The 22,399-nt window shown below is 60.4% G+C and carries 24 protein-coding genes; 15 read left to right on the forward strand and 9 right to left on the reverse strand.

Translation table 11 applies throughout. From position 1 onward, the window contains the following. The first annotated feature begins 246 nt into the window (after positions 1-246). From CCE89_RS00005 to CCE89_RS00030, 6 genes are all read left to right on the forward strand, one after another. On the forward strand, positions 247-498 hold the full coding sequence (locus CCE89_RS00005; protein ID WP_086436019.1) for a hypothetical protein: 252 nt from the start codon (positions 247-249) through the stop codon (positions 496-498). A 102-nt stretch (positions 499-600) separates the two neighbouring features. Next, complete coding sequence (locus CCE89_RS00010) at positions 601-912, forward strand: hypothetical protein (protein WP_143255919.1); 312 nt, start codon at positions 601-603, stop codon at positions 910-912. Positions 913-940: 28 nt separating this feature from the next. Beyond that, the gene (locus CCE89_RS15370) at positions 941-1,210 is read left to right on the forward strand and encodes a hypothetical protein (RefSeq protein ID WP_086436021.1); all 270 of its coding nucleotides are present in this window, start codon (positions 941-943) and stop codon (positions 1,208-1,210) included. 206 nt (positions 1,211-1,416) lie between these two features. Beyond that, the gene (locus tag CCE89_RS00020) at positions 1,417-2,127 is read left to right on the forward strand and encodes a CDP-alcohol phosphatidyltransferase family protein (RefSeq protein ID WP_086436022.1); all 711 of its coding nucleotides are present in this window, start codon (positions 1,417-1,419) and stop codon (positions 2,125-2,127) included. Positions 2,128-2,425: 298 nt separating this feature from the next. Continuing rightward, positions 2,426-3,664, forward strand: a complete 1,239-nt coding sequence (locus tag CCE89_RS00025) for a pyridoxal phosphate-dependent decarboxylase family protein (protein ID WP_086436023.1) — start codon at positions 2,426-2,428, stop codon at positions 3,662-3,664. A gap of 704 nt (positions 3,665-4,368) precedes the next feature. Beyond that, the gene (locus CCE89_RS00030) at positions 4,369-6,357 is read left to right on the forward strand and encodes a BCCT family transporter (protein ID WP_086436024.1); all 1,989 of its coding nucleotides are present in this window, start codon (positions 4,369-4,371) and stop codon (positions 6,355-6,357) included. Positions 6,358-6,372: 15 nt separating this feature from the next. Here the strand turns inward: CCE89_RS00030 and CCE89_RS00035 are convergent, their stop codons facing one another. Further along, positions 6,373-7,278 carry a TorF family putative porin gene (locus tag CCE89_RS00035; RefSeq protein ID WP_200810261.1) on the reverse strand — a complete coding sequence of 302 codons (906 nt, stop codon included), beginning with the start codon at positions 7,276-7,278 and terminating at the stop codon, positions 6,373-6,375. 445 nt (positions 7,279-7,723) lie between these two features. Here CCE89_RS00035 and CCE89_RS00040 point away from each other — a divergent pair, with 445 nt between their 5' ends. After that, on the forward strand, positions 7,724-8,122 hold the full coding sequence (locus CCE89_RS00040) for a VOC family protein (protein WP_056422467.1): 399 nt from the start codon (positions 7,724-7,726) through the stop codon (positions 8,120-8,122). Positions 8,123-8,244: 122 nt separating this feature from the next. Here CCE89_RS00040 and CCE89_RS00045 read toward each other — a convergent pair whose 3' ends face one another. Beyond that, a complete protein-coding gene (locus tag CCE89_RS00045) occupies positions 8,245-8,898 on the reverse strand; it encodes a glutathione S-transferase family protein (RefSeq protein ID WP_234989855.1) in 654 nt (217 codons plus the stop codon). A gap of 1 nt (position 8,899) precedes the next feature. Continuing rightward, complete coding sequence (locus CCE89_RS00050; protein ID WP_086436026.1) at positions 8,900-9,868, reverse strand: DUF808 domain-containing protein; 969 nt, start codon at positions 9,866-9,868, stop codon at positions 8,900-8,902. A gap of 219 nt (positions 9,869-10,087) precedes the next feature. On the opposite strand from CCE89_RS00050, the gene rpsF reads away from it, so the two are divergent. The 6 genes from rpsF (at position 10,088) to CCE89_RS00080 (ending at position 15,000) form a co-directional block, all read left to right on the forward strand. Next, positions 10,088-10,453: a 30S ribosomal protein S6 gene (gene rpsF, locus CCE89_RS00055; protein ID WP_086436903.1), complete on the forward strand. Its 366-nt coding sequence runs from the start codon at positions 10,088-10,090 to the stop codon at positions 10,451-10,453. Beyond that, positions 10,453-10,677, forward strand: a complete 225-nt coding sequence (gene rpsR / locus CCE89_RS00060) for a 30S ribosomal protein S18 (protein WP_086436027.1) — start codon at positions 10,453-10,455, stop codon at positions 10,675-10,677. Before rpsF ends, rpsR begins: the two co-directional genes overlap by 1 nt. Before the next feature lie 13 nt (positions 10,678-10,690). Beyond that, a complete protein-coding gene (rplI, locus tag CCE89_RS00065; protein WP_086436028.1) occupies positions 10,691-11,368 on the forward strand; it encodes a 50S ribosomal protein L9 in 678 nt (225 codons plus the stop codon). Between the two features lie 146 nt (positions 11,369-11,514). Continuing rightward, positions 11,515-12,954: an AMP nucleosidase gene (locus CCE89_RS00070; RefSeq protein WP_086436029.1), complete on the forward strand. Its 1,440-nt coding sequence runs from the start codon at positions 11,515-11,517 to the stop codon at positions 12,952-12,954. Positions 12,955-12,976: 22 nt separating this feature from the next. After that, complete coding sequence (locus CCE89_RS00075; RefSeq protein WP_234989856.1) at positions 12,977-13,744, forward strand: SDR family NAD(P)-dependent oxidoreductase; 768 nt, start codon at positions 12,977-12,979, stop codon at positions 13,742-13,744. Between the two features lie 98 nt (positions 13,745-13,842). Further along, positions 13,843-15,000, forward strand: coding sequence for a serine hydrolase domain-containing protein (locus CCE89_RS00080; RefSeq protein WP_086436031.1), 1,158 nt, complete (start codon positions 13,843-13,845; stop codon positions 14,998-15,000). 26 nt (positions 15,001-15,026) lie between these two features. Here the strand turns inward: CCE89_RS00080 and rimK are convergent, their stop codons facing one another. From rimK to CCE89_RS00110, 6 genes are all read right to left on the reverse strand, one after another. After that, positions 15,027-15,932, reverse strand: a complete 906-nt coding sequence (rimK, locus tag CCE89_RS00085; RefSeq protein WP_086436032.1) for a 30S ribosomal protein S6--L-glutamate ligase — start codon at positions 15,930-15,932, stop codon at positions 15,027-15,029. Next, complete coding sequence (locus tag CCE89_RS00090; RefSeq protein WP_086436033.1) at positions 15,929-16,366, reverse strand: ATP-dependent zinc protease family protein; 438 nt, start codon at positions 16,364-16,366, stop codon at positions 15,929-15,931. The genes rimK and CCE89_RS00090 overlap by 4 nt, the downstream gene beginning before the upstream one ends. Positions 16,367-16,383: 17 nt before the next feature. Next, complete coding sequence (locus CCE89_RS00095; RefSeq protein ID WP_234989857.1) at positions 16,384-17,418, reverse strand: YncE family protein; 1,035 nt, start codon at positions 17,416-17,418, stop codon at positions 16,384-16,386. A gap of 2 nt (positions 17,419-17,420) precedes the next feature. Then, positions 17,421-19,301, reverse strand: coding sequence for a M2 family metallopeptidase (locus tag CCE89_RS00100; protein WP_086436034.1), 1,881 nt, complete (start codon positions 19,299-19,301; stop codon positions 17,421-17,423). 86 nt (positions 19,302-19,387) lie between these two features. Further along, positions 19,388-20,185: an alpha/beta fold hydrolase gene (locus CCE89_RS00105; protein ID WP_200810262.1), complete on the reverse strand. Its 798-nt coding sequence runs from the start codon at positions 20,183-20,185 to the stop codon at positions 19,388-19,390. Then, on the reverse strand, positions 20,149-20,796 hold the full coding sequence (locus CCE89_RS00110) for a 2-hydroxychromene-2-carboxylate isomerase (RefSeq protein ID WP_086436036.1): 648 nt from the start codon (positions 20,794-20,796) through the stop codon (positions 20,149-20,151). Before CCE89_RS00110 ends, CCE89_RS00105 begins: the two co-directional genes overlap by 37 nt. 80 nt (positions 20,797-20,876) lie before the next feature. Between CCE89_RS00110 and CCE89_RS00115 the strand changes: the two genes are divergently transcribed. Next, complete coding sequence (locus tag CCE89_RS00115) at positions 20,877-21,320, forward strand: MarR family winged helix-turn-helix transcriptional regulator (RefSeq protein ID WP_086436037.1); 444 nt, start codon at positions 20,877-20,879, stop codon at positions 21,318-21,320. Then, positions 21,313-22,398 (forward strand): HlyD family secretion protein, encoded by a 1,086-nt coding sequence (locus tag CCE89_RS00120; RefSeq protein WP_086436038.1) that lies wholly within the window; start codon positions 21,313-21,315, stop codon positions 22,396-22,398. The genes CCE89_RS00115 and CCE89_RS00120 overlap by 8 nt, the downstream gene beginning before the upstream one ends. Position 22,399: the final 1 nt, after the last annotated feature.

Raw genomic sequence — 22,399 nt, forward strand, 5'->3', positions numbered from 1 at the left:
CGCCTTCACCGGCGGAAGGCTGTCCCGGCTGGAGGGTTCGCTCCTTGTGACAGGCTATGCAGGCTACACTGCGGTCACCGCCGGCCTGGTATGATCCGGACGTTCAAATCACTCGAACGATGGACGGCTCAGGCTTAACCCGGCCAACGGGCTGGTAAGAAACCGTTAGCGCGACTCACCAGATCGCAGTAAATAGCGCACGTCCCGAGCCAATCGTGGTTGCGGGCATTCTAGGAAAAATCGAAGATGACTAAAGTCGTTCTTGCCCTTGGCGTGAGCCTCGGTGCACTTGCGCTCGCTGCTTGTGATGGTCTTTCATCGCAGGACACTGCCTCGGAAACAGGCGTGCCGGCCACCGTCACTGAAACTCCTGCTGTCGAGCCGGCTGAGCCCGCTCCTGCAGCTCCCGAAGCCGCTCCGGCGGATGCTCCCACGACCGAGGGAGTTGTTGAAGACCTCCCTGCGCCTGCCGAAGAAAGCCCTTCGCCCAGCATCTGATCGGGACAACATCCAGGAGCGCGTTGTGCAATGCAGGATGCGCTCCTGCCTGGTTTGAACGTTGTATCAAGAGCTGCGCTACATGTTTGCGGAGTGTTCCTAATGACAGAAACTATGGCTGTGGTTGCACTGAGTAATGACGCCCGGCGCGAACGAATATCATCATTGCTTGTCCGCTATCCTGAACTTCAGGGTAGCGAGCTCGAAGAGCTGATCGATTTTTACAAAACCGCTCCGCCGATCGAAACTGCCCTCCTGACGTGCGAGGAGAATGTCGCGGCAAAAGCCAGGCAGTTCCTCAACGAGCATGCGAAGGCAACATCGCGCGGGCTGGAAGCGCCTCTCGTAGTGGTCGTTTTCGTTCTCCTAGCCATCGTAATCATGTTTGCCTTAGCGTTTCACTTACCTGCATGACGAATATCGATAGCTCGCGGCTTCCGCTATGAAACCTCCGTCGCAAGACCAATTTTCAGCGCTCGAAGTGGGGGTCGCAGCATTCAATGTTGCATGCGGTTTCCTTGTTGCTGTCGTTCTTATCCATGTCGTTTTTGGGCAAACACTCCTCCAACAGATCTTCATCTGGCTGGCCGGTAGCCTTGCAGTTGGGATTTTGGCGCGGGTCTGGCTTCGACAAAAAGAGACGCGCAGACATCCCGTAAATTTCCTCCTCGTTGCGGTCGCGGGCTTCGTTGCACTGGATGTTACGGTGTAGGACGCTGGGGCTGGGCGATCAGAGCGATTTTTGGGGGCCGTATCGCTTCGTCTGTTTGGTTGGGGCGGAGTAAGATCGGGGTTGCTTGTTCACCTGCGCCCCATCCGCCCGCATCTATAATTACTCTTGTGTGGTCAATCACCGTTGGGAGCTGGATTCCCATCGTTGTTCCGAACTTCAATAATTATTCGAGCGAGGTCCGTCGAATGGAACGGGAAGCCCAGAAGCCAATCGAACGTATCCAAGAAAATATGCTCGCCCGCAGTGAGCGGCGTCTCCTAAACTGGATCTGCGCGCGAATGCCCGCATGGGTGTCACCCGACATGCTAACCTTCGTGGGCATGGCGGGTGCCTTCATGGTTTTTGCAGGATATGTCGGAAGCAACCTCGGGGATGAGTGGCTGTGGCTGGCCATCGCGGGATATGTAATCCAATGGTTTGGCGATTCCACTGACGGTAGCCTCGCTCGCTTCCGCAAGATCGAGCGGCCACGATACGGCTACTTCCTCGACCATAGTTGCGATGGTCTGGCAACGACGCTTGTAGTGGTGGGCATAGGACTCAGTCCTTACGTGACACTCGAAATAGCGCTTGTGGCTCTATCGGGCTACCTCCTGCTCTCGATCCACGCCTTTCTCTCGGTGCGCGTTCTTGGCGAACTAAAACTGTCGTATTTGAACGCCGGCCCAACCGAGCTGCGCTTCCTGTTGATTGCCTTGACCCTGGCGATGGTGGGATTTGGAACGGGTCCCGGTGTCTTTGGGAAAGTGAACGGGTTTGATCTTTTCGTCGGTGGTGTCGGGTGCGTGTTGATCATTCTATTCACCATTCAAACCTGGGTCACAGCACGTCGGTTGGCGAAAGAGGAGCCGTCTCGTAACGCGGAGTGGTCCAGTCAGCGAGGGGCTGGAGATTAGCCGTGCCCAATACTCTGCATGGTTGATTTACTCTCCGCTTTCCACCCATTCGGGGATGTTCGCGCTGAGAAATTTACGTCCTATGAGCTGAAGGTCCGAACTTTGCGCCGATTTCGCACTGTCTGCTACCGCTTAGGCAGAAGACTGTCGTTGAGGTTAGAGCCAGGTGGATGGCGTCTCATGCTGCATCGATCGAAAATCGATGACGCGAGGCTAAGTGTAGAGTCTGGCTATTCCGCAACTATAGTGTGCAGCCTAGCCGAACCAGACCGTCGCGCGTTCGAAAGGAGAAGGTTGAATGGAAATCCCGGCTCATGGCCGCCCTTGGGATGAAATTAGGGTCGAGCTTGTGAATCGAGGATCGGGGGATGCCAATTGGCGCGAGGGCAAAACTGCAGTCTACGTCTTCAACGCCGGCCCCGAGCTCACTCAGGTGCAAAAGGAAGCTTACTCACTCTACATGTCCGAAAATGGTCTAGGACCGATGGCTTTTCCCTCGCTCGCCCAGATGGAACGCGAGGTCATCCAGATGGCACTCTCCATCCTCAATGGGCCAGATGGCGCCACTGGCGCCATGACCTCCGGCGGGACCGATAGTATCACCATGGCGATGAAGGCCGCCCGCGACTTCGCCAGAGCGGAGAAGGGACATGCGGAGCAAGGAAATGTCGTCTTGCCGTTTTCTGCTCACCCCGCCTTCGACAAGGCGGCGCATCTGATGGATCTCGAGATCCGTCGGATCCCGCTCAAGGACGATGGCAGTTACCAAGCCGACCCTGAAAGAATGAACGTTGCTTGCGACGATCGAACGATCATGCTGGTCGGCTCGGCCCCGAATTTCCCTCATGGGATTATCGATCCTATCAAGGCTTTGGGAAAAGTGGCGGCAAGCAAGGATATCTGGCTGCATACTGATGCCTGCGTCGGTGGATATTTCGCTCCTTTCGCCCGTATGAATGGTGTGCCTGTGCCTCCTTTCGACTTTGGGGTTCCGGCTGTCAGGTCGATTAGCGCCGATCTGCACAAGTACGGCTATGCAGCCAAAGGTGCGTCAACGGTCTTGTTCCGGTCTGAAGAGTTCTACGACCACATGCCTTTCTCGAACAAAGAGTGGAATGGCGCCCCAATGAAGACGCCAACCCTTGCCGGCACGCGACCAGGAGGTGCCATTTCCGCAGCATGGGCAGTGATGAATTTTCTGGGTATCGATGGGTACTGCGAAAAGCAGGGTCTGGTTTGCCAAACACGGGAGCGAGTAGCAGAAGGTCTCAAGAAGCTTGGTTTTGAGATCCTGGGCGATCCGCTCCTTGGATTAATCGCCTTTCGCCATCCAGAGGAAGACAACCTCGCGATCTATGGTGAAATGTACCGAAAGGGATGGTTCACCTCGATGACCACCCAACCGCCGAGTCTACATCTCATGCTCTCGCCAAAACATGCTGAGGTTGTTGATGAATATCTCACCCACCTGAAGGAAAGTTTGGCAACCGTCGCTTCAGGGAGGCAGGGCAACCAGATTACACCGCGCTACAGCTGATCTTGACCGGAATGGCCGCAGAGAATCTCTGCAATCAGGGCTTGGAAGTCCAAAGCCTATGGCTTGGAAGAGGGCGCAAAACTGCCCAGAGATTCTAGCGAGGACTTGTGTATGGATTCGGAACCGGTCCCTGTCGGGGGGAGTGGAGCAGAAACGGCGTTCTCTACCCAATCTTCTCAGGCAGCGCGAACAGGCTCACGAAGTTTTCAGCTGCGGTCAAATCCCCCTCGAGATCCTTGGAAGGTGTGGCGAAGCCGCAGGGAGTGGGGCCATGCGCTTCACCAGAGACGGTGTTTGGACCTCCGCCCATAATATCGACCGGCTATCGTGGTGCAACTATGGCGAGAAGCAGAGCGACCGCGCAAAGACAGATTGAACGAATGTTCCGACACGGTACGGAAGGTCTGTAATTCGCTTACAGGCCCCGCATCGATGCATGTCACGCCTTCGCCGGGCTTCAGCTCTGCCCTGGCACAACCTGCTCGCTGATCCGAGAAAGTCCGTCAGTAGCAGCTTCGACTGCCCCAATCCGCGCCAGGGAGTTCAATCTGGCGGCCGTGATCATTCCCAAATGGGCTGGATGCTGAAGCAGATCGCGGCCCCCGCTTCGCAAGCGCTCCGACAGGAATTTCTGAACTTATGGCCATGTCATTCGTTGGCCTTGTGAAACGGAATAGATGACGCAGGTGAAAGCAGGGGAAGCTATGTCCGATCCCGTCCTGACAGAGGCCGCACCGGTCGAGGAAAGCGCCAGGATCAAGGTCAACCCGCCGGTATTTTACATATCGGCCGGCCTCATCCTCGCTTTTGCGCTGTTCGGAGCGCTGGCCCCCGACCAGGCGGGGCAGATATTCAGCGAAGTCCAGGCTTACATCGTGCGCGATTTCGGCTGGCTTTACGTGTCGGCCGTCGCAGGCTTCCTGCTTTTCGTCGTCTACCTGATGCTGAGCCGCCACGGTGATATCAAGCTTGGGCCCGACGAAAGCGAGCCGGACTACAGCTACCTGTCATGGTTCGCGATGCTGTTCAGCGCGGGCATGGGGATCGGGCTCGTATTCTTCGGAGTAGCAGAGCCGATCCAGCACTACGCGTCGCCGCCCACGGGCGAAGGCGGCACCGTTGATTCCGCCAGGCGGGCCATGACGCTGACCTTCTTTCACTGGGGGCTGCATGCCTGGGCGATCTACATCGTCGTGGGTCTATCGCTCGCCTATTTTTCCTTCCGCAGAGGGCTGCCGCTGACGATCCGTTCGGCGCTCTACCCCCTGATCGGTCACCGCATTGATGGACCGATCGGGCATGCCATCGATATCTTTGCCGTACTAGGGACGATGTTTGGCGTCGCGACCTCGCTCGGGCTCGGAGTCCTGCAGGTGAACGCCGGTTTTGCCTACCTCTTCGATATTCCGATTGCAGCCCAATCACAGTTGATCCTCATCGCCGTGATCACCCTGCTGGCCACGCTCTCGGTCTTTCTCGGGCTGGACAAGGGCGTGAAGCGATTGTCGGAGCTCAACATCATCCTCGCCATATTGTTGCTCGGCTTCGTCCTCTTCTCGGGGTCCACCATATTCCTGCTGCAGGCCTTCGTCCAGAATGTGGGTACATACCTTGGCGAGGTGATACCGCGCACCTTCCGCATGTATGCCTACGACCCCAATCCGTGGCTGGCGGACTGGACCCTGTTCTACTGGGGTTGGTGGATCGCCTGGTCGCCCTTTGTCGGCATGTTCATTGCCCGCATCTCGCGCGGACGCACCATTCGCGAGTTCGTGGGCGGCGTGCTGCTGGTGCCGGTGCTCTTTACTTTTCTCTGGATGACCGTCTTCGGTAATACCGCCATCTCGCTCGATCTGGCGGGAACGGCGCCTATCGCCCAGACCGTGGCGGATAACCTGCCCGTTGCCCTGTTCGCGACGCTGGCGGAACTGCCGCTGGAGGCGATAACCTCGCTGGTTGCGACTTTCCTCATCATCACCTTTTTCATCACATCCGCCGATTCCGGCGCGCTCGTGATCGACATGATCACCTCCGGGGCAGCGAAAAACCCGCCCGTGTGGCAGCGGATATTCTGGGCCGTGTGCGCCGGCGCGATTGCTGCGGTCCTCTTGGTCGCTGGCGGGCTACAGGCGCTCCAGACCGCCGCCATCGCCAGTGCGTTGCCATTCGCGGTCATCATGATCTTCATTTGCTACGGGCTGTATCGCGGATTGGGCATGGAATCCGAAGGCACGTCGACCGACCTCATGCTTGCGCCAACCAGAGAACGACTTCCCGAGTTAACCTGGCAGCAACGGCTAACGTCCATCATGGGCCACTTCGGACAGAAAGACATTCACGCCTTCATCGCGGACACTGCCGGACCTGCCATGGAAGCGGTTTCGGAGCAGATGCGCGAAAGCGGCTTCCAGCCCGAAATGGAACAGACGCCTGACTGCATCGAGATCACCGTGCCCCACGGTGAGCGCGGGGCCTTCAGATACACCGTGCGGAGCCGGCCGTTCCTCCTCCCCAGCTTCGTATGGGCGGAATCGCGCAAGGAACGCGAAGAGGACCCGCGCCATTACCGGGCGATGGCACACACGTCGGAAGGTGAAACTCCGCATGACGTCACGGGATTCTCGCGTGATCAGCTGATCAACGACCTGCTCAATCGCTATGCGCGCTTCCGTCATTCGCGGCGGATCGCCTGATAGGTCAGGTCAGGCTCAGAGGCTCCAGTTGAGGCCGATACGGCCGACCACATCGTACTCGTCGATACCACTTGCCACCTCGCTATTGGGCACCCAGAGATCGACAGCGCCAGTGAGAGTCAGACCAGGAAGACTGTCGCGTGCCGGCTGGCCTGATAGGGCAAGGCCGGTGCGAAAGAAGCCGAAAGTCTCTTTCCCGCCGTCGATCCCGTCATAATACTCGTCGGATAGGCCGACCATCAGGGGTATCGCGACGTGGATCGGTTCACCGCCGATCTGCGCATCGAAGGACGGTGTAAGCGAAGGCTGGATATATAGCGCATCCTCCCGCCCCGGCCGTCCGGCCTCCTGCACCAACCGCAGGGATGGGGAGAGGCTGAAATTCTCCAGCGGCACGCCGTCCCATGCTCCCGTGTCGTCATAGGTCGCGATCATTTCCAGGTCATTATAGCCCTCGAAGGAATCGCCAAGAGATTCGTAGCGGTAATAGGTCGCCGATATATTCCACCTCTCGGCCAATTGGATCGCCGCCCCCGCGTATAGGTCGGTCTCGTAGAAACGAGTGAGGCGGCCGGCTGGGCCCGCGGGCACCGAGCCGAGCTTGATGCTCGCCCAGCTGCCAACGAAAACGTCGGCGTCCGTAATCAGCCCGCCTTCGTCATCTGCCACATCAAGCGATATGGTGACGCTGGGCTGCAAGCTCACTTCCTCGGCAAACATGACCCCGCGCGAAATGTATTCGGTGACCACGCCCGCACCGACATTGATCGAAACGCGGTCATCCACCTTCGGCGCTTCGCTCTCGGGTAGAGCGGCTGGAGGCAAGGGCTCTGCGGTTGCCACAGGCTCGCTTTCCTGTGCGATTGCCGCACCGGTCGCAAAGGGAGCGATGGCAATGGTTGAAAGAAGATGTCTTTTCACGGTTTCCTCCGCGCAATTCGGCAAGCGTTATGCCGGCTCAACCAAGCGAAAAGCGCAGATGTTCCGAAAAGGGGAGGTGCCAGACAGTTTTTCGAATCACGTCGGAGACTGAAAAGTGAACCCGCTCTCGCCCACATCTAGACGGCGATCGGAGCGTGCCATTGATGGTTCGGACCGTGACAGACGATCGACGTGATGGCGAAGTCAATGTGGTGGCGAACGGATAGAGGCCCCATCAAACGTAGAGGCCCAAGACACTACGCCTACGTCCGCAATCGGGTCGTTAGCTGACGGTCTGGTACTCTTCTCTAAGCGGTCGAAGCAGACAGTCCAATTACGACCCGATAGCGGACATCCGAGGGCCGGGGGTGACTGCGGGTTACGTGCCTGTTAGGTGAGATCGCTAATGGCGATCGGAATTCGATCAGCCTTCAGGAGAGTATGCATGCTTTTTCACACCATGGTCGGATCGAACGACATTGAGCGATCCAAGCGTTTCTACGACACGGTGCTCGGCACCCTGGGTGCAGGGGAAGGGACGCGGAACATCGCCGACAGCGGCCATACCCGTCTGATCTACAATAACGGCAACGGAACCAACTTCATCGTCAGCCAGCCGATCAACGACGAACCGGCAAGCGTCGCCAACGGCAGCACAGTCGCCTTTTCCTGCGACTCGCCCGAGCAGGTGAAGCAACTTCACGATACCGCCGTTGCCGCTGGCGGAACCTCGATCGAAGCTCCACCTGGACCGCGCGAAACTGCCTCCATGGGCACCATCGAACTGGCCTATTTTCGTGATCCCGACGGCAACAAACTGTGCGGAATTCATTTTCCTGCCTGATCCGTCCGGCACGGGTCTGCTTCTAAAACTAGCGGAGTTCGATCATGCGATCCCGCGAATGTCCGCATTCCACCTACCTACGGCCGATCAACCACGTTCCGCGAAGTCCGGATAGCGGACGTTCAGGCGCCGGCGCTCTCCAAGGCCTTCAGCCCAGCCTCTTCTCTTGCAATCGCGCGCTTGAACGCATCGCGCGAAGTCAGGCGTTCGCGATAGGCTTTGAGACTGTCGGACACGCCTTCGTCCAGTCCCACGCTTTCGGACAATATCAGCGCATAGCCGCAGCAAATGTCAGCAACCGTAAACCGGTCGCCGCAGAGATATTCGCGCCCCCCTAGCCGCCGCTCCAGCTTCACGAGCCGCTTCCAGAACCACTTGGCATAGGCGTGGCCTGCCTCCTGCAGCCCCTTGTCCTTTTCGAACAAGACGAAGCGCATGAAGACGGTTTGCGGGAAGGTGATCGTCGCATCTGCGTGGTAGGTGAAATCGCAATAGGCGGCGTAGTCCGGCTCGCCCGGGGCGATGGCGAGATCGGTGTAACCGTCTTTCGTGGCGAGGTAATGAGCGATCGCGCAGCTCTCGGTCATCTTTGCCTCGCCGTCGACCAGCATCGGCACGGTGCCGAGCGGGTTGATCTCCTTGTACTCGGGCGCGAGGTAGCGCGGCGGGAACGGCAGAACCTTCAGGTCGATATCGACGCCCGCTTCCTCCGCCGCCCAGGTCGCACGCAAACCGCGAGAGCGCGCACAAGTATAAAGGATCGGCTTGTCCGCCACCTCAGTGAGCCTCCGCTTGTTTGCCGAAGCCGTGCCCCATGTGCACGACCTTGTGCAGCACGAAAGCGATGATCGCGCCCAGCACCAGCCCGATAAGGGCCGAGACCGTCGCATAGGCCAGCCAGCCTGCGAAACCTGCCGCGCCGGGCAGGACGCCCTGCGCCCAGTATTCTGCGCCGTGCGCGAGGTTGTAGAGTACATCGATCCCGATTTCATGCGTGCCGTGGACGATAATGCCGCCCCCGACCCAGAGCATGGCGATTGTTCCGATGAAGGAGAGCGCCACCAGCAGCTTCGGCATGGCGGCCAGCAGGAACCGCCCGACCGATTGCGCCAGGGCAGAAGGCTTTTCGGCGAGATGCAGGCCGACGTCGTCCATCTTCACGATCAGCGCGACCGAGCCATATACGATCACGGTGATCGCTATGCCCACTGCAGCCAGCGCGGCTGCGCGTACCCAGAAGCTATCGGTAATGGTCGCGATTTCGTTGAGCGAAATTGCGATGATCTCCGCCGAAAGGATCAGGTCGGTGCGGATCGCGCCATTGATGCGCTGCTGTTCGAATTTGGCCGGATTCTCGATCTTGTCTTCAAGCGTCTTGCCGTGCTTCTCGCCCTCCAGCTTCTCCATGACCTTCTCGGCCCCCTCGAAGCTCAAATAGGCACCACCCAGCATCAGGATGAAGATGATCGCCTGCGGCAGGAACCAGCTCAGCGCCAAAGCGCCGGGTAGCAGGATCAGCAGCTTGTTCTTGAGGCTCCCCTTGGTGATCTGCCAGATGATCGGCAGCTCGCGCTTGGGGCTAAGGCCGGTGACGTAGCTCGGCGTGACAGCGGCATCGTCGATCACGACGCCTGCCGCCTTGGTGCCCGCCTTGCTCGCCGCGACGCTGATGTCGTCCATCGAAGCTGCTGCTGCGCGCGCAATCACCGAGACATCGTCGAGCAGCGCTACCAATCCGCCGGGCAATCCACTTCTCCTTGAAAACCTTTGCGGTGTGAACGGTCCCCTGCCCGCCCCGTTCCGCCTTCGCAAGCCCTACACTGCACTTGCTTTCCTCCCGGAAACCGCTATGTGCGCGCCTTCCCTGCGGCAGAACCGCTGCCACGGGGATTCGAAGAAAGCCGGAGGGGCCCCGTCATCCGGACGGACAAGCCAGCGATCGGCATAAATGTGAAAGGAAGCGAGATGGCTCTTTACGAGCATATCTTTCTCGCGCGTCAGGACCTGAGCCAGTCCCAGGTCGACGCGCTGGCGGCAGCCGCCACCGAAATCGTCGAACAGAACGACGGCAAGGTCACCAAGACCGAGACCTGGGGTCTCAAGTCGCTCGCCTACAAGATCGACCGTAACCGCAAGGCACACTTCGTGATGCTCAACATCGATGCCCCGGGCACCGTTGTCGAGGAACTCGAGCGCCAGACCCGTATCAACGAAGACGTCATCCGCTACATGACCATTCGTGTCGACGAACACGAAGACGGTCCTTCGGTGATGATGCGCAAGAACGACCGCGACAAGAAGCGTCGCAGCGATCGTGAGGAGCGTAACTGATGGCACGTCCGTTTTTCCGCCGCCGCAAATCCTGCCCGTTCTCGGGCAAGAACGCGCCGAAGATCGATTACAAGGATACGCGCCTTCTGCAGGGCTTCATGTCCGAGCGTGGCAAGATCGTTCCTTCCCGTATCACCGCCGTCAGCGCCAAGAAGCAGCGCGAACTCGCCAAAGCGATCAAGCGCGCTCGCCACATCGGCCTGCTGCCCTACATCGTGAAGTAAGAGGAGAAGACACATGGATATCATCCTCCTCGAACGTATCGAGAAGCTCGGCACGATCGGCGACGTCGTCACCGTCAAGGACGGTTACGCCCGCAACTTCCTGCTCCCGCAGAACAAGGCTCTGCGCGCCAACGAAGCCAACAAGAAGGTCTTCGAAGCGAACCGCGAACGCCTTGAAAAGGAAAACGCAGAGAAGCGTTCGGAAGCCGAAAAGCAGGGCGAGAAGGTCGACGGCACCGAGATCGTCCTGATCCGCGCTTCCTCGAACGCCGGCCAGCTGTACGGCTCGGTCAACGTCCGTGACATCGTTGCCGGCCTCGCCGACAAGGGTCACGAGATCGACAAGAAGCAGGTCATCATGGGCAGCCCGATCAAGACGATCGGCATGCACGAAGTGACCATCGCCCTCCACCCCGAGGTGCATGTGACGGCCAAGGCCAATGTCGCACGTTCCGAAGACGAGGCCGAATTGCAGAGCCAGGGCGTCGACGTGCTCGCGCAAATGTTCGAAGAAGAACAGCGCGAAATCGAAGAAGCTGCCGAAGCGAACCGCGTCGATCCGACGCTCGAACCGGGCGAAATCCCCTCCGAGCTGTTCGAAGACGGCGTCGAGCCGCAGCCCGAAGGTGAGGCTGTGGAAGCAGCGGCCGAAGACGCTTCGGACGATGCTGAAAAGAGCGACGAGGCCTGAGGGCTTAGTCGAGCTCTAGCTCACTGATCCAAAAGGGGTCGGGACCAGCGATTTGTCCGCTGTTCCCGGCCCTTTTTCTTTGCGGCCACTCACGCAAAGGAACCGCTGTCCTTGGATTGACGCAAATTGCGCGCTATCGGGCGTCGATGAACGATTCACGCACAATAGTATCCGAACTGCAGGCCATTTTTGACCGCGCCTGCGAAGAACTCCGCACCGATATCCTCGCCTTCGCCAAGGATGGCACCACACCGCCACAGCGCAAGCGAGAGGACGGTAGCTACGCCTATCCGGAATTACGGCTGCATTTCTCCGGCGAGGGCAATCCGTCCGACCGCTCGCGCGCCTTCGGACGGCTCGAACAGCCAGGGGTCTATTCGACGACGATCACACGCCCGTCGCTCTTCGCCAGTTACCTCGAAGAACAGATCGATCTGATCACCAAAGACTATGATGTTCGGCTCGAGGTTTCCCCCTCGCGCCAGGAGATCCCTTTCCCCTATGTGCTCGATGGCGACGCGGGCGCTATGATGGCGGGAATAGCGCCGCATGAACTTGCCAAGCACTTCCCCGCGACGGATCTGGCGCTGATCGGCGACGAGCTGGCCGATGGGCAGGAACTGAATGAGCCCGTCGAAACCTATCCATTGTCGCTGTTTGACGGGCTGCGCACAGATTACTCGCTGGCGCGTCTCGCGCACTACACCGGCACCCGCACGGACGATTTCCAGCACTTCATACTGTTCACCAACTACCACCGCTATGTCGATGAGTTCGTTGACTGGGCAGCGCAGCAGGTCGGCACGGATGGCTATATCGGTCTGACCGGTGCAGGCGGGCTCAGTATCGGCACAGAGACCGAAGACGCGCGCAGCCAGCTGTCCGACACCGCCTGGCGCAAACACCAGATGCCGGCCTATCACCTCATGCGCGAGGACAAGAGTGGTATCACCTTGGTCAACATCGGTGTCGGCCCTTCGAATGCGAAGACGATCTGCGATCACCTGGCTGTGTTGCGCCCGCACAGCTGGCTGATGATCGGCCACTGCGGCGGACTTCGCTCAAGCCAGAAGATCGGCGATTTCGTCCTCGCCCATGCCTATCTGCGCGACGATCACGTGCTCGACGGGGTTCTCCCTCCCGAGATCCCGATCCCTCCCATTGCCGAGGTACAGCAAGCGCTCGCCGGGGCTGCGGAGTCGGTTTCAGGTACGCAGGGCGCGAACCTCAAGCAGCGCATGCGCACGGGCACGGTCGTGACGACCGACGACCGCAACTGGGAACTCCTCTATTCGAACAGCGCCAAGCGATTCTCGCAGAGCCGCGCGATCGCGATCGAAATGGAAAGTGCCACCATCGCTGCACAGGGTTATCGCTTCCGCGTCCCCTACGGCACGCTGCTATGCGTGTCGGACAAGCCGCTCCACGGCGAAATCAAGCTGCCGGGACAGGCCAACCAGTTCTACGAGGAAGCCATCGCCGCGCATCTCCAGATTGGACTGGTGGCGTGCAAGCGCCTGCGCGATGAAGGTGACCGGCTGCATTCGCGCAAGCTGCGCGCGTTCAACGAGCCGCCCTTCAGATAAGAAGCAGTCAGGGAGAGATACATTGTCGAACAGATCGCGCTCTATCGAAGGTCGCATCGCCATCGTAACCGGTGCCGCCAGCGGCATGGGCCGCGCTACGGCCAAACTGCTCGCAAGCGAGGGTGCCAAGGTTGCCGTCACCGACCTCGATCTGGGCGCGTGTCAGGAAGTTGCGCGTGACTGCGGTGTCAACGCGCGGCCCTATGCGCTCGACGTATCCAATGCCGAAACCATCAAGAGCGTGGTGGCCCGGATCGCAGAGGACTTCGGAGGCATAGACATTCTCATCAACAATGCGGGCGTCTCGTGTCATGCTTCGCTCGACGCGGACGACGACGAATACGAAGAGGTGTGGAACCGCGCCCTCACCATCCTGCTCACCGGTCAGCAGCGTATGGTGCGCGCGGCATTGCCTCATCTGCGCGAGAGCGATGCGCCGCGCATCGTCAACATCGCCTCGACCGAAGGGCTCGGCGCGACGCCCGGACTTTCACCCTATGTGGCGGCAAAGACCGGGGTCACCGGCCTAACCCGATCGATGGCTGTCGACCTCGGCCCCGAAGGCATCACCGTTAACTGCCTCTGCCCCGGCCCGATCAATACCGCGATGACCTCGAGCATCTCGGACGAGCACAAGACGATCTACGCCAAGCGACGCACCGCACTGAGACGGTACGGAGATCCTGAAGAAGTCGCGCATGTCACGATATCCCTCGTGCTGCCCGCAGCGAGCTTCATCACTGGCGCCGTGATACCTGTCGACGGCGGATTGATGGCAAGGAACGCTTGAGGGTCTGCCGCTCGATCGCTGCTTGTCATTTCTCGAGGGTGGTCATCGCGCGATACGATAGCTAGGCGCTCTCCCCGATAACAAAGAGAGTTTCACTTATGCCTGCATTCCCCCGGTTGCTGATAGCCTGTTCCGCTCTGTTGCTCGGCAGCGGCAATGGTCTGGCGCAAACTGACAGCACTGGCAGCACTGGCAGCAATGCGACCACCACCCTTGCAAAGCTCGAGCAATTCGATGCTTTCGCGCGCGAATATCGGTTGCGGCATTCAGTTCTCAGCATGTCGTACGCGATCGTCAAAGATGGCGAAATCATAGCGTCCGAGGGTATCGGATGGCAGGATCACGACGCCGAAGAGAGAACCACCAAAGACACAAGCTATCTCGTGGCGTCGATCACCAAGACCTTCACGGCCGCCACCTTGCTGGGCATGGATGCAGATGGTCTGATCGACCTCGACGACGACTTCACGAAGCTAAGCGACTGGGAATCGCGGTGTGAGTGGCTCTCGACCAGCGGGAACATATTCGGGGGCGGAAAGGCCCTGGATGATGGCTACACTCCGCCACCTATCGACTGCTCGGCAAGCCTGACCCTGCGACAGGTCTTGCAAATGCGCGTGCTCGGCCAACCGGGCAGCAACTTCCTCTACAATCCCATCGTTTACGGTCGTTTGTCCAACTGGGTTGAAGAACAAACCGGCACGACATTTGACGTTTGGGTGCGCCGCTATGTGATCGACAAGGCCGGACTCCAAAATATCGCCGCTGGATGGCGAGACGGCCAAGGTGGAGACGCGCTGCGCATGCTGGCGCCCCCGTTTCGCCACGCACCCGAACAACCGGACAATCTCGATCCGTCGGTACTGCCAAATCCTGAAATGAACGGTTCAAGCGGTATTATCGCCAGCGCCCATTCTCTCGCGGAGTACTCGATCGCGCTGGACGAAGGCCGTATCCTCAAACCCGAGTTGCTGGACCAGATGTGGACTCCGCCCACTGACGGCGATGGCAGTAGGGCAAGCTACGCCTATGGCTGGTGGAGTCAGGAATGGAACGGGAAACGTCTGGTCTGGCATGGCGGGTGGTGGCCGGACGCCTATGCCGGTTTCCTGCTGAAAGTACCCGAAGAAAACCTCACCCTGGTTGCATACGGCAATACGGATGGCTTGCATTGGGGCAACCGGCTCCAGGTTGCTGAAATCCAGAAATCCCCTCTGGCGCTGAAATTCCTGGAGTTATTTGCCGCGAGCAAATGACTGAAATCGGGTAACTGGCATCCATTTCACCCCCTGCCCTTGGTCTTGGTCTTCCCGTCCTTGGCGTTCTTCTCGATGAAGTCGATGATCATGCCGGCGACATCCTTGCCGGTCGCCTTCTCGATACCCTCGAGACCGGGCGAAGAGTTGACTTCCATGATCACGGGTCCGTGATTGCTGCGCAGCATGTCGACGCCGCAAACATTCAGTCCCATGCGCTTGGCCGCGCGCACCGCGGTCGAGCGTTCTTCGGGCGTGATCTTGATCACCTGCGCGCTGCCGCCACGGTGGAGGTTTGAGCGGAAATCATCCGCCGCACCTGTGCGTTTCATGGCCGCGACGACCTTGCCGCCGACCACCAGCGCGCGGATGTCGGTGCCGCCGGCTTCCTTGATGAACTCCTGCACGAGGATGTTGACGTTGGCCCCGCGGAAGGCCTCGATCACGGACTTGGCCGAGGACATCGTTTCGGCCAGCACGACCCCGATCCCCTGCGTCCCCTCAAGCAGTTTGATCACCACCGGCGGGCCCTTCACCGCCTTGATGATCTCTTCGGCCTGTTTGGGATCGTTGGCATAGGCCGTAAGCGGCAGGCCCAGCCCGTGCTTGGCGAGGATCTGCATGCTTCTGAGCTTGTCCCGGCTGCGCCCGATGGCGACGCTTTCGTTGAGCGGCCAGCAGCCGCGCATTTCGAACTGGCGCAGGATGGCGAGCCCGTAATTGGTGATCGAGGCACCGATACGCGGGATGACTGCGTCATAGCCGACCATCGGTTCGCCATTATAGAACACTTCGGGACGATGGCTGGCGATGTGCACCGTGCAGCGCAAGGTGTTGACGATATCCAGACTGTGCCCGCGCTCCTCCGCCGCCTCGACCAGACGCTTGTGCGAGTAAAGATTGGGATTGCGCGCCAACATGGCGATTTTCATGTCTTATGTCCTTTGACGGGTTCGCGGCCGGGGCTCTGAAGCCAACTGTGTCCGCTGTCGACGACAAAACGCCGACGTAAGGAAGAACGGCCGATCAACATCGGAAATTTCATGTCGCTACGGTTTGCCAAGCTGATCTCTGCGCGGAATTCCAGACTGCCGATGCGCAGCGGCGTCTTGATGACATAGCGGCGCTGGGTTTCGCCGTTGGAGCTTGTAATACCGCGAATGTCGACGTGGATCGCCTCGCATTCATGGCGCACCCCGCCCCAGTCGACCGCGAAGCGCACAAACCGCTCGCCATCGCGCCTGAACTCCTCGAGCACATGGGCGTGAAGCGACGACGTCCGCGCCCCGGTGTCGATCTTGGCCGGAATGTCACGCAGACCGAGCTCGGGCAGAAATGCCATTTCCCGCCAGCCGAGCGTGGTCATCGTTCTGACGGGCTTGCTCAATCGAAGATCGCCATTCCGTCGCCCCCGCCTTCGCCCGGCAGGCGGCGCAGCACTTCGCCGCTGTCGTAGTCGACCTCGGCAATCGTGTTGCTGCGGGTTTCCGCGACATAGATCCGCTCGCCATCGGGCGACCACAGCACCGTGACCTGAAAGCGTTGCTCGGCCTCATCCGGGCTGGAAACCGCAATGCTGCGCAGCACCTCGCCGCTCGCAAGATCGATGACGGACATTCCGCCATCCTGAAGGTCGCTCGTCACTGCAACGTCGCCCTGCGGGCGGATCGCGATGCGCAGCGGGAAGGCTCCGGTCGCAACGGTCTTGCGGATTTCGAGCGTCTGCGGATCGAGTTCGAATGCTGCGTTCGACCCCCGCGCAGAAACCCAGAGCGCCTTGCCGTCGGGCGAAAGCGCAATCCCTTCCGGCTCGATCCCGACCTCCACCGAACGCGGCGCGCGGCGTGTCTTCAGATCGACGAGCGTGACGGTCTTCGACCCGAGATCGGTCGTCCAGGCATGATTGCCATTAGGGGCAACCACGAGCATGTGGCTGCCCTGCTTCGCCGTCGAATATTCGAAGGTCTCCGCAGAACCGAGCGGGTCCCTGATCCAGAACACCGACTGGCGGCCCTCTGCCGTCGCGTAGAGATCGCCATTGGCATGCCACTGGATGCCGTGCGGCCGGGCGTTATCGCCGAGGTCGATACTCTTCACCTTGGCGAGGTCTTCGGCGCGGAAGATATCGACGCTCGTCCCGCCATAGCAGGCGAGCGCGACATGCGTGTCATCGGGCGAAGTCGCCAATTCATGCGGGTTGGCGCAGCTATCGACCCGGGCGGTCTCGGCTCCGCTGGCGAGGTCGATCCGCGCCAGCGTGTTGCCGAACTTGCCCGCCACGAACAGCGCCCCTGCCCCGTCGCCTTCGGCGGAACGTTGCGACGCCGCACCCTCCCCCGCGACCGGAGCGCAGGCGGCAGCGCCAAGCGCAAGCGCTGCGATTGAGCCAACGAACCGCACCTGCATGCTCATCACCATGATTACCAACCCTTGGGCTTGCCCTCGTTCTGCTCTTCAAGCCATTCCATCAGCGGGGCGAAATATTCGACCATCGCCTTGCCGCTCATCTGGCGTTCGCCGGTGAAGGCTTCGAGCGCATCGGGCCACGGTTTCGACGCACCCATTTCCAGCATCGCATTGAGGTTCTTGCCGACTTCCTCGTTACCGTAGAACGAACAGCGGTGAAGCGGCCCTTCCCAACCGGCCTGATCGCAAGCCGCCTTGTAAAACTGGAACTGCAGGATCCGCGCGAGGAAATAGCGGGTGTAAGGCACATTGCCCGGCACGTGGTATTTCGCACCAGGATCGAAGGCATCAGGGCCGCGCGGCACCGGCGGGACAATGCCCTGATACTGGTAGCGCAGGCTGGTCCACTGCTCGTTGTAGTCGGCGGGCGCGACCGATCCGTCGAACAGGCTCCAGCGATAGCGGTCGACCAGCAGGCCGAACGGCAGGAAGGCAACCTTGTCCATCGCCTGGCGCAGCAGCAGGCCGATATCCTTGTCGGCGCTGGGTACGTCGCTTTCGTCGAGCATGTCGATCTGGACGAGATATTCGGGCGTAATCGACAGCGCGATCATGTCCCCGATGGCTTCGTGGAAACCGTCGTTGGCACCGTTGAGATGCAGGTAATCCTGGCTGTTGTAGGCGCGCTGGTAATAATTGTGGCCCAGCTCGTGGTGGATGGTGATGAAATCGTCCGCATTCTGCTTGATGCACATCTTGATGCGCAGATCGTCGACATTGTCGACATCCCAGGCGCTGGCGTGGCAGACGACTTCGCGGTCGGCAGGCTTCACGAACTGGCTGCGTTCCCAGAAGGTTTCGGGCAGCGGCGCAAAACCCATCGAGCTGAAGAAATCTTCGCCTGCGCGAACCATGTCGATTTCGCTGAGGCCCTTCTCCTCGATCAGCTCCGTCAGGTCATAGCCGATGTCGCCCGCCCCTTCGGGTGCGACGAGAGGGTAGATATTGCCCCATTCCTGCGCCCACATATTGCCCAGCAGATCGGCGCGGATCGGGCCGTTGGCGGGCTGGATCTCGTCACCGTACTTCTCGTTGAGCTTGCTGCGGACATAGGTGTGGAGCGCGACATAGAGCGGCTTTACTTCCTGCCACATCCGCTCGGTCTCCGCCGCGAACTGGTCGGGATCCATGTCGTAGTTCGAGCGCCACATCGCGCCGAGGTCGGCAAAGCCCAGCTCCTTGGCGCCCTCGTTGGCGATCGACACCATGCGGGTGTAATCATCGCGCATCGGCGCGCCGACATTATCATGCCAGCTCGCCCACATCTCGGCGAGCTCTTCAGGCGTACGCTCGAGATTGCCCATTTCCGCCTCGATGTCGGAGCCGTTGATTTCCTCGCCATTCAGCGTGCCGCGACCCTTGCCGTATGCAGCGCCGAGAGCCGTCGCGATCGAGGCGAGCTCGGTAGCCGCACCATCGCGCACCGGCGCGGGCATGACGATGCCATTGCGCAGCATGTCGAGCTTGCGCGCGACCTCGGGATCGAGCCCGTCTACCTGCGCGTATTTCGCAGCGTCATTGGCATAGGTCACCGCCTTCGCCGTGGCTTCCGCGCCGTATTTCGCGGCGAGTTCGTTGGAATCGTGAATGATGTAGGTGTTGTTGATCCACTCGACCCGGGCATATTCGACCGAGAAATCGAACATGTCCTTCTCGACCATGGCGATCCAGTCGGCCGCGCCCTGCGGGGTCAGCGGATAGGGGTTCGCCTCTTCCTGAACGACAGGTGCGGCTGCAGCAGTCTGAGCTGGCTCTGCCTGCACGGTCGCGCAGGCGGCAAGCGAAAGAGCAATCGCAGAAGCGCCCATGAGGCGGGCGGCATTGGCGAGTTTCATCGAAGCGTATCCTCTCAAAATGTAATCCGGTTACAGTTGCAAACAGTTTGAACGTCTCGCGGAACGGAATCAACCGGACGCGCGGCTCATTCTGTGTCTTTCAGCCAGTTCACCATGGCTTCGCCCATTTCGGGCTTGGTCGCCGAGACCAGGTGCGCGCCGGGGGTCTCGACATAGGTCGCATTGGGGAGCAGCGCCGCCAGTTCCTCGGCATTGCCATTGTCCGTATCCTCGTCCCCGCACACCACCAGCGTCGGCATGGTGATATTCGCGAGCTTCTCCTTCTCGAGATCGGTCATGGTGTCGAGCAGCAGCCGCGCGGCCGTGCGGTTGACGCCCTGCGATTTCAGAAACTGCTTCGAATAGTAAGCCGGATCGCCGGGTTTGATATCGTCGAACTCGTCGATCACGCGCTTGAAGAAGGCGCTGCGCCGGTTCCAGTCGGCAACGCCGGCCACGCCCATGCCGCCGATGATGAGCCGCTGCGGTGCAAGCACGCCATTGCCGACAGCATGGAGCGAGGTCCGCGCACCGAGCGAAAAACCGCCCAGCACGTAGTTTTCGAGGCCGAGGTGCTCGATCAGCGCCGCGACATCGCGCACCAGCACGTTCTTGGGATATTTCTCCGGATCGTCCGGGCTCTCGCTTTCGCCGTGCACGCGGAAATCGAGCATGATCACGTCATACCCCGCCGCCGCCAGCCGATCGGCATGACCCCATTTGATCCAGTTCATCTCGGCGCTTGAAAACAGCCCGTGGAGCAGAACCAGCGGTCGACCCGAGCCAACGCGGTGCACGGCCAGGCGCATGCCGTCGAAGCTGACAAAGTGGTCGGTCTTCACGGCGCTCACCGCTTCTCCAGTCCCTTCTGCTCCATGCGCCATTGGGCCATCTCGATCCGGTCCTGACCGAAGAAGGGTTCGCCATCGAACACCAAGGTCGGCACGCCCCAATGGCCCGCAGCTTCCAGAGCCTGCTGGTTGGCAGCGATCTCCTCGTCGAGAGCGTCTGCCTCGGCTTCAACCTCGGCATCCAGTTCGGCAAGGTCGAGACTGGCCGCCTCAGCGGCATCGGCGAGGTGGTTTCCCTCGTGCCAGTTTTCCGCTCCGCCCCAGATCAGCCTGGCCGCCTCGTGCGCGAAGACGAGACCCTTGCCGCGGCGCGCCGCTGCCTGACCCAGCCGGGTGATCCGGCGAATGTAGGGCTGATCCTCTGCGATCTTGCGCGTCGCCATGTCCTGAATGATCGGGTCGGGCCGCGGGGCTCCAAAGGGAATGCCGTGAAACTGCGCCACGCGGATCATGTCGATCATGGTGTAGCGCAGCCAATTGGGATGGTTACGCTCGAAGAAATCGGGCTGGCGCACGGCCAGCGGATAAACCGGGCGCAGCGCGATATCGACGTCGTATTCCTCGGTCATCGCACGATACCGCCCGATGCTGAGATAGCTGTAGGGCGAACGGAAGCTGAAATAGAGATCGGCCGAGAGCGTCATAGATCGTCAGTCCTAGCAGATTGATCATGAGTCGCCAGCGCGCGTTGCATATAGTAAGCTAGCTTATTATATGTCCGCCTATGATTCTGGATCTCGGCTACCGCATGTCTGACAACTCGCGCCTGTTGCGCCGCTTGTTCGATGAACGCGTGCGCGACCTCGGCCTCACCGCCGCGCAGGCGCGCCTCCTCCTGTCGCTCAAGCGACACCCAGACGAAAATCAGGCATTTCACGCAGAACGGCTCGAAGTCGAACCGATCACTCTCACTCGCATCATCGACCGGATGGAAGAAGCCGGCTGGGTGGAACGGAGGGCCGATCCCGCCGACCGCCGCGCCCGCATCCTTCATCTGACCGACAAGAGCCGCGCCACGGTCGAGGAACTGCGGCAGATCATCGAAGCGATGTTCGAGGAAGTTCTGCTGGGGCTGGACGATGGCGAGCGCGGCCAGCTTGCAGACTTGCTCGAACGGATCGGCGCCAATCTTGCCACTGCGCGTGAGGTGGAGCTCGTAAATGGCTGAAGCCGATCCCGTCATCGAGCCGCAAACCGCCGAGGAAGTGCAGGTCGAACAGCAGGAGCCAGCGACGCCCAAGCGGCGCTGTATGCGGCTCGCCCTGATGCTGTCCATTCCCCTGCTGCTCATCGCCGGAGCCGGAATTTACTGGCTCGGGCTGCAGGGCAAGGTCTCGACCGACAACGCCTATATCCAGCAGGACAAGGTCTCTGTCAGCGCCGAGGTCGGCGGCAAGATTATCGAGGTGCTGGTTGCCGAAGGGGACGAGGTCGAGGCCGGCCAGCTGCTCTTCCGGATCGATCCCGAGCCTTACCAGCTTCAGATCGCGCAGGCCGATGCCGCCATTGCCAGCGCGCAGGCCAACGTCATCGCGCTCCAGAACGACTCTGACCTTACTGGTGTCGACATCTCCGCCGCGCGTGAAGACATAGCTTTCGCCCAGGCGAAGTTCGAGCGGATCAAGGCGCTGTGGGATCGCGGCTTCAGCACAAAGGCTGACTATGACGCCGCAGAGCACGCCATGACGCAGGCGCGCGAGCAGCTAAAGCAGGCGCAGGCCCGCCAGACCGAGGCTCGCGCAAGGCTCGCACGTGGCTCTGCCGTTCCGGGCGAGAACCCGCAGATCGCAGCTGCCAAGGCGCAGAAAGCCAGCGCCGAACTGGCCCTGCGGCGCACCGAGGTCCGCGCGCCTATTGCGGGCGTCGTCGCTCAGGCCGACCGGCTCCAGCCGGGGCAACAGGTCGTATCCAATCTTCCCGTCCTGACACTGGTTTCCGAGACCACGACCTATGTCGAGGCCAACTTCAAGGAAACCGACCTTGCCGACATGCAGCCGGGCCAGCGCGCCCGGATCGAGTTCGACGCCTATCCGGACCTCGAGCTGACGGGCCACGTCCATTCGATCGGCGCGGGCACGGGTTCGGAGTTCTCAGTGCTTCCGGCGCAGAACGCGACGGGCAATTGGGTCAAGGTTACCCAGCGCGTGCCGGTTCGCATCGCGGTCGATGAGCAGAGTCCGCGCCGCCTGATCGCCGGTCTCTCTACCGAAGTGACGGTCTACACGAACGACGACGCGAAGGACTGAG

This window comes from Altererythrobacter xiamenensis (genome assembly GCF_900177715.1).
Classification (GTDB): Bacteria; Pseudomonadota; Alphaproteobacteria; order Sphingomonadales; family Sphingomonadaceae; genus Erythrobacter; species Erythrobacter xiamenensis.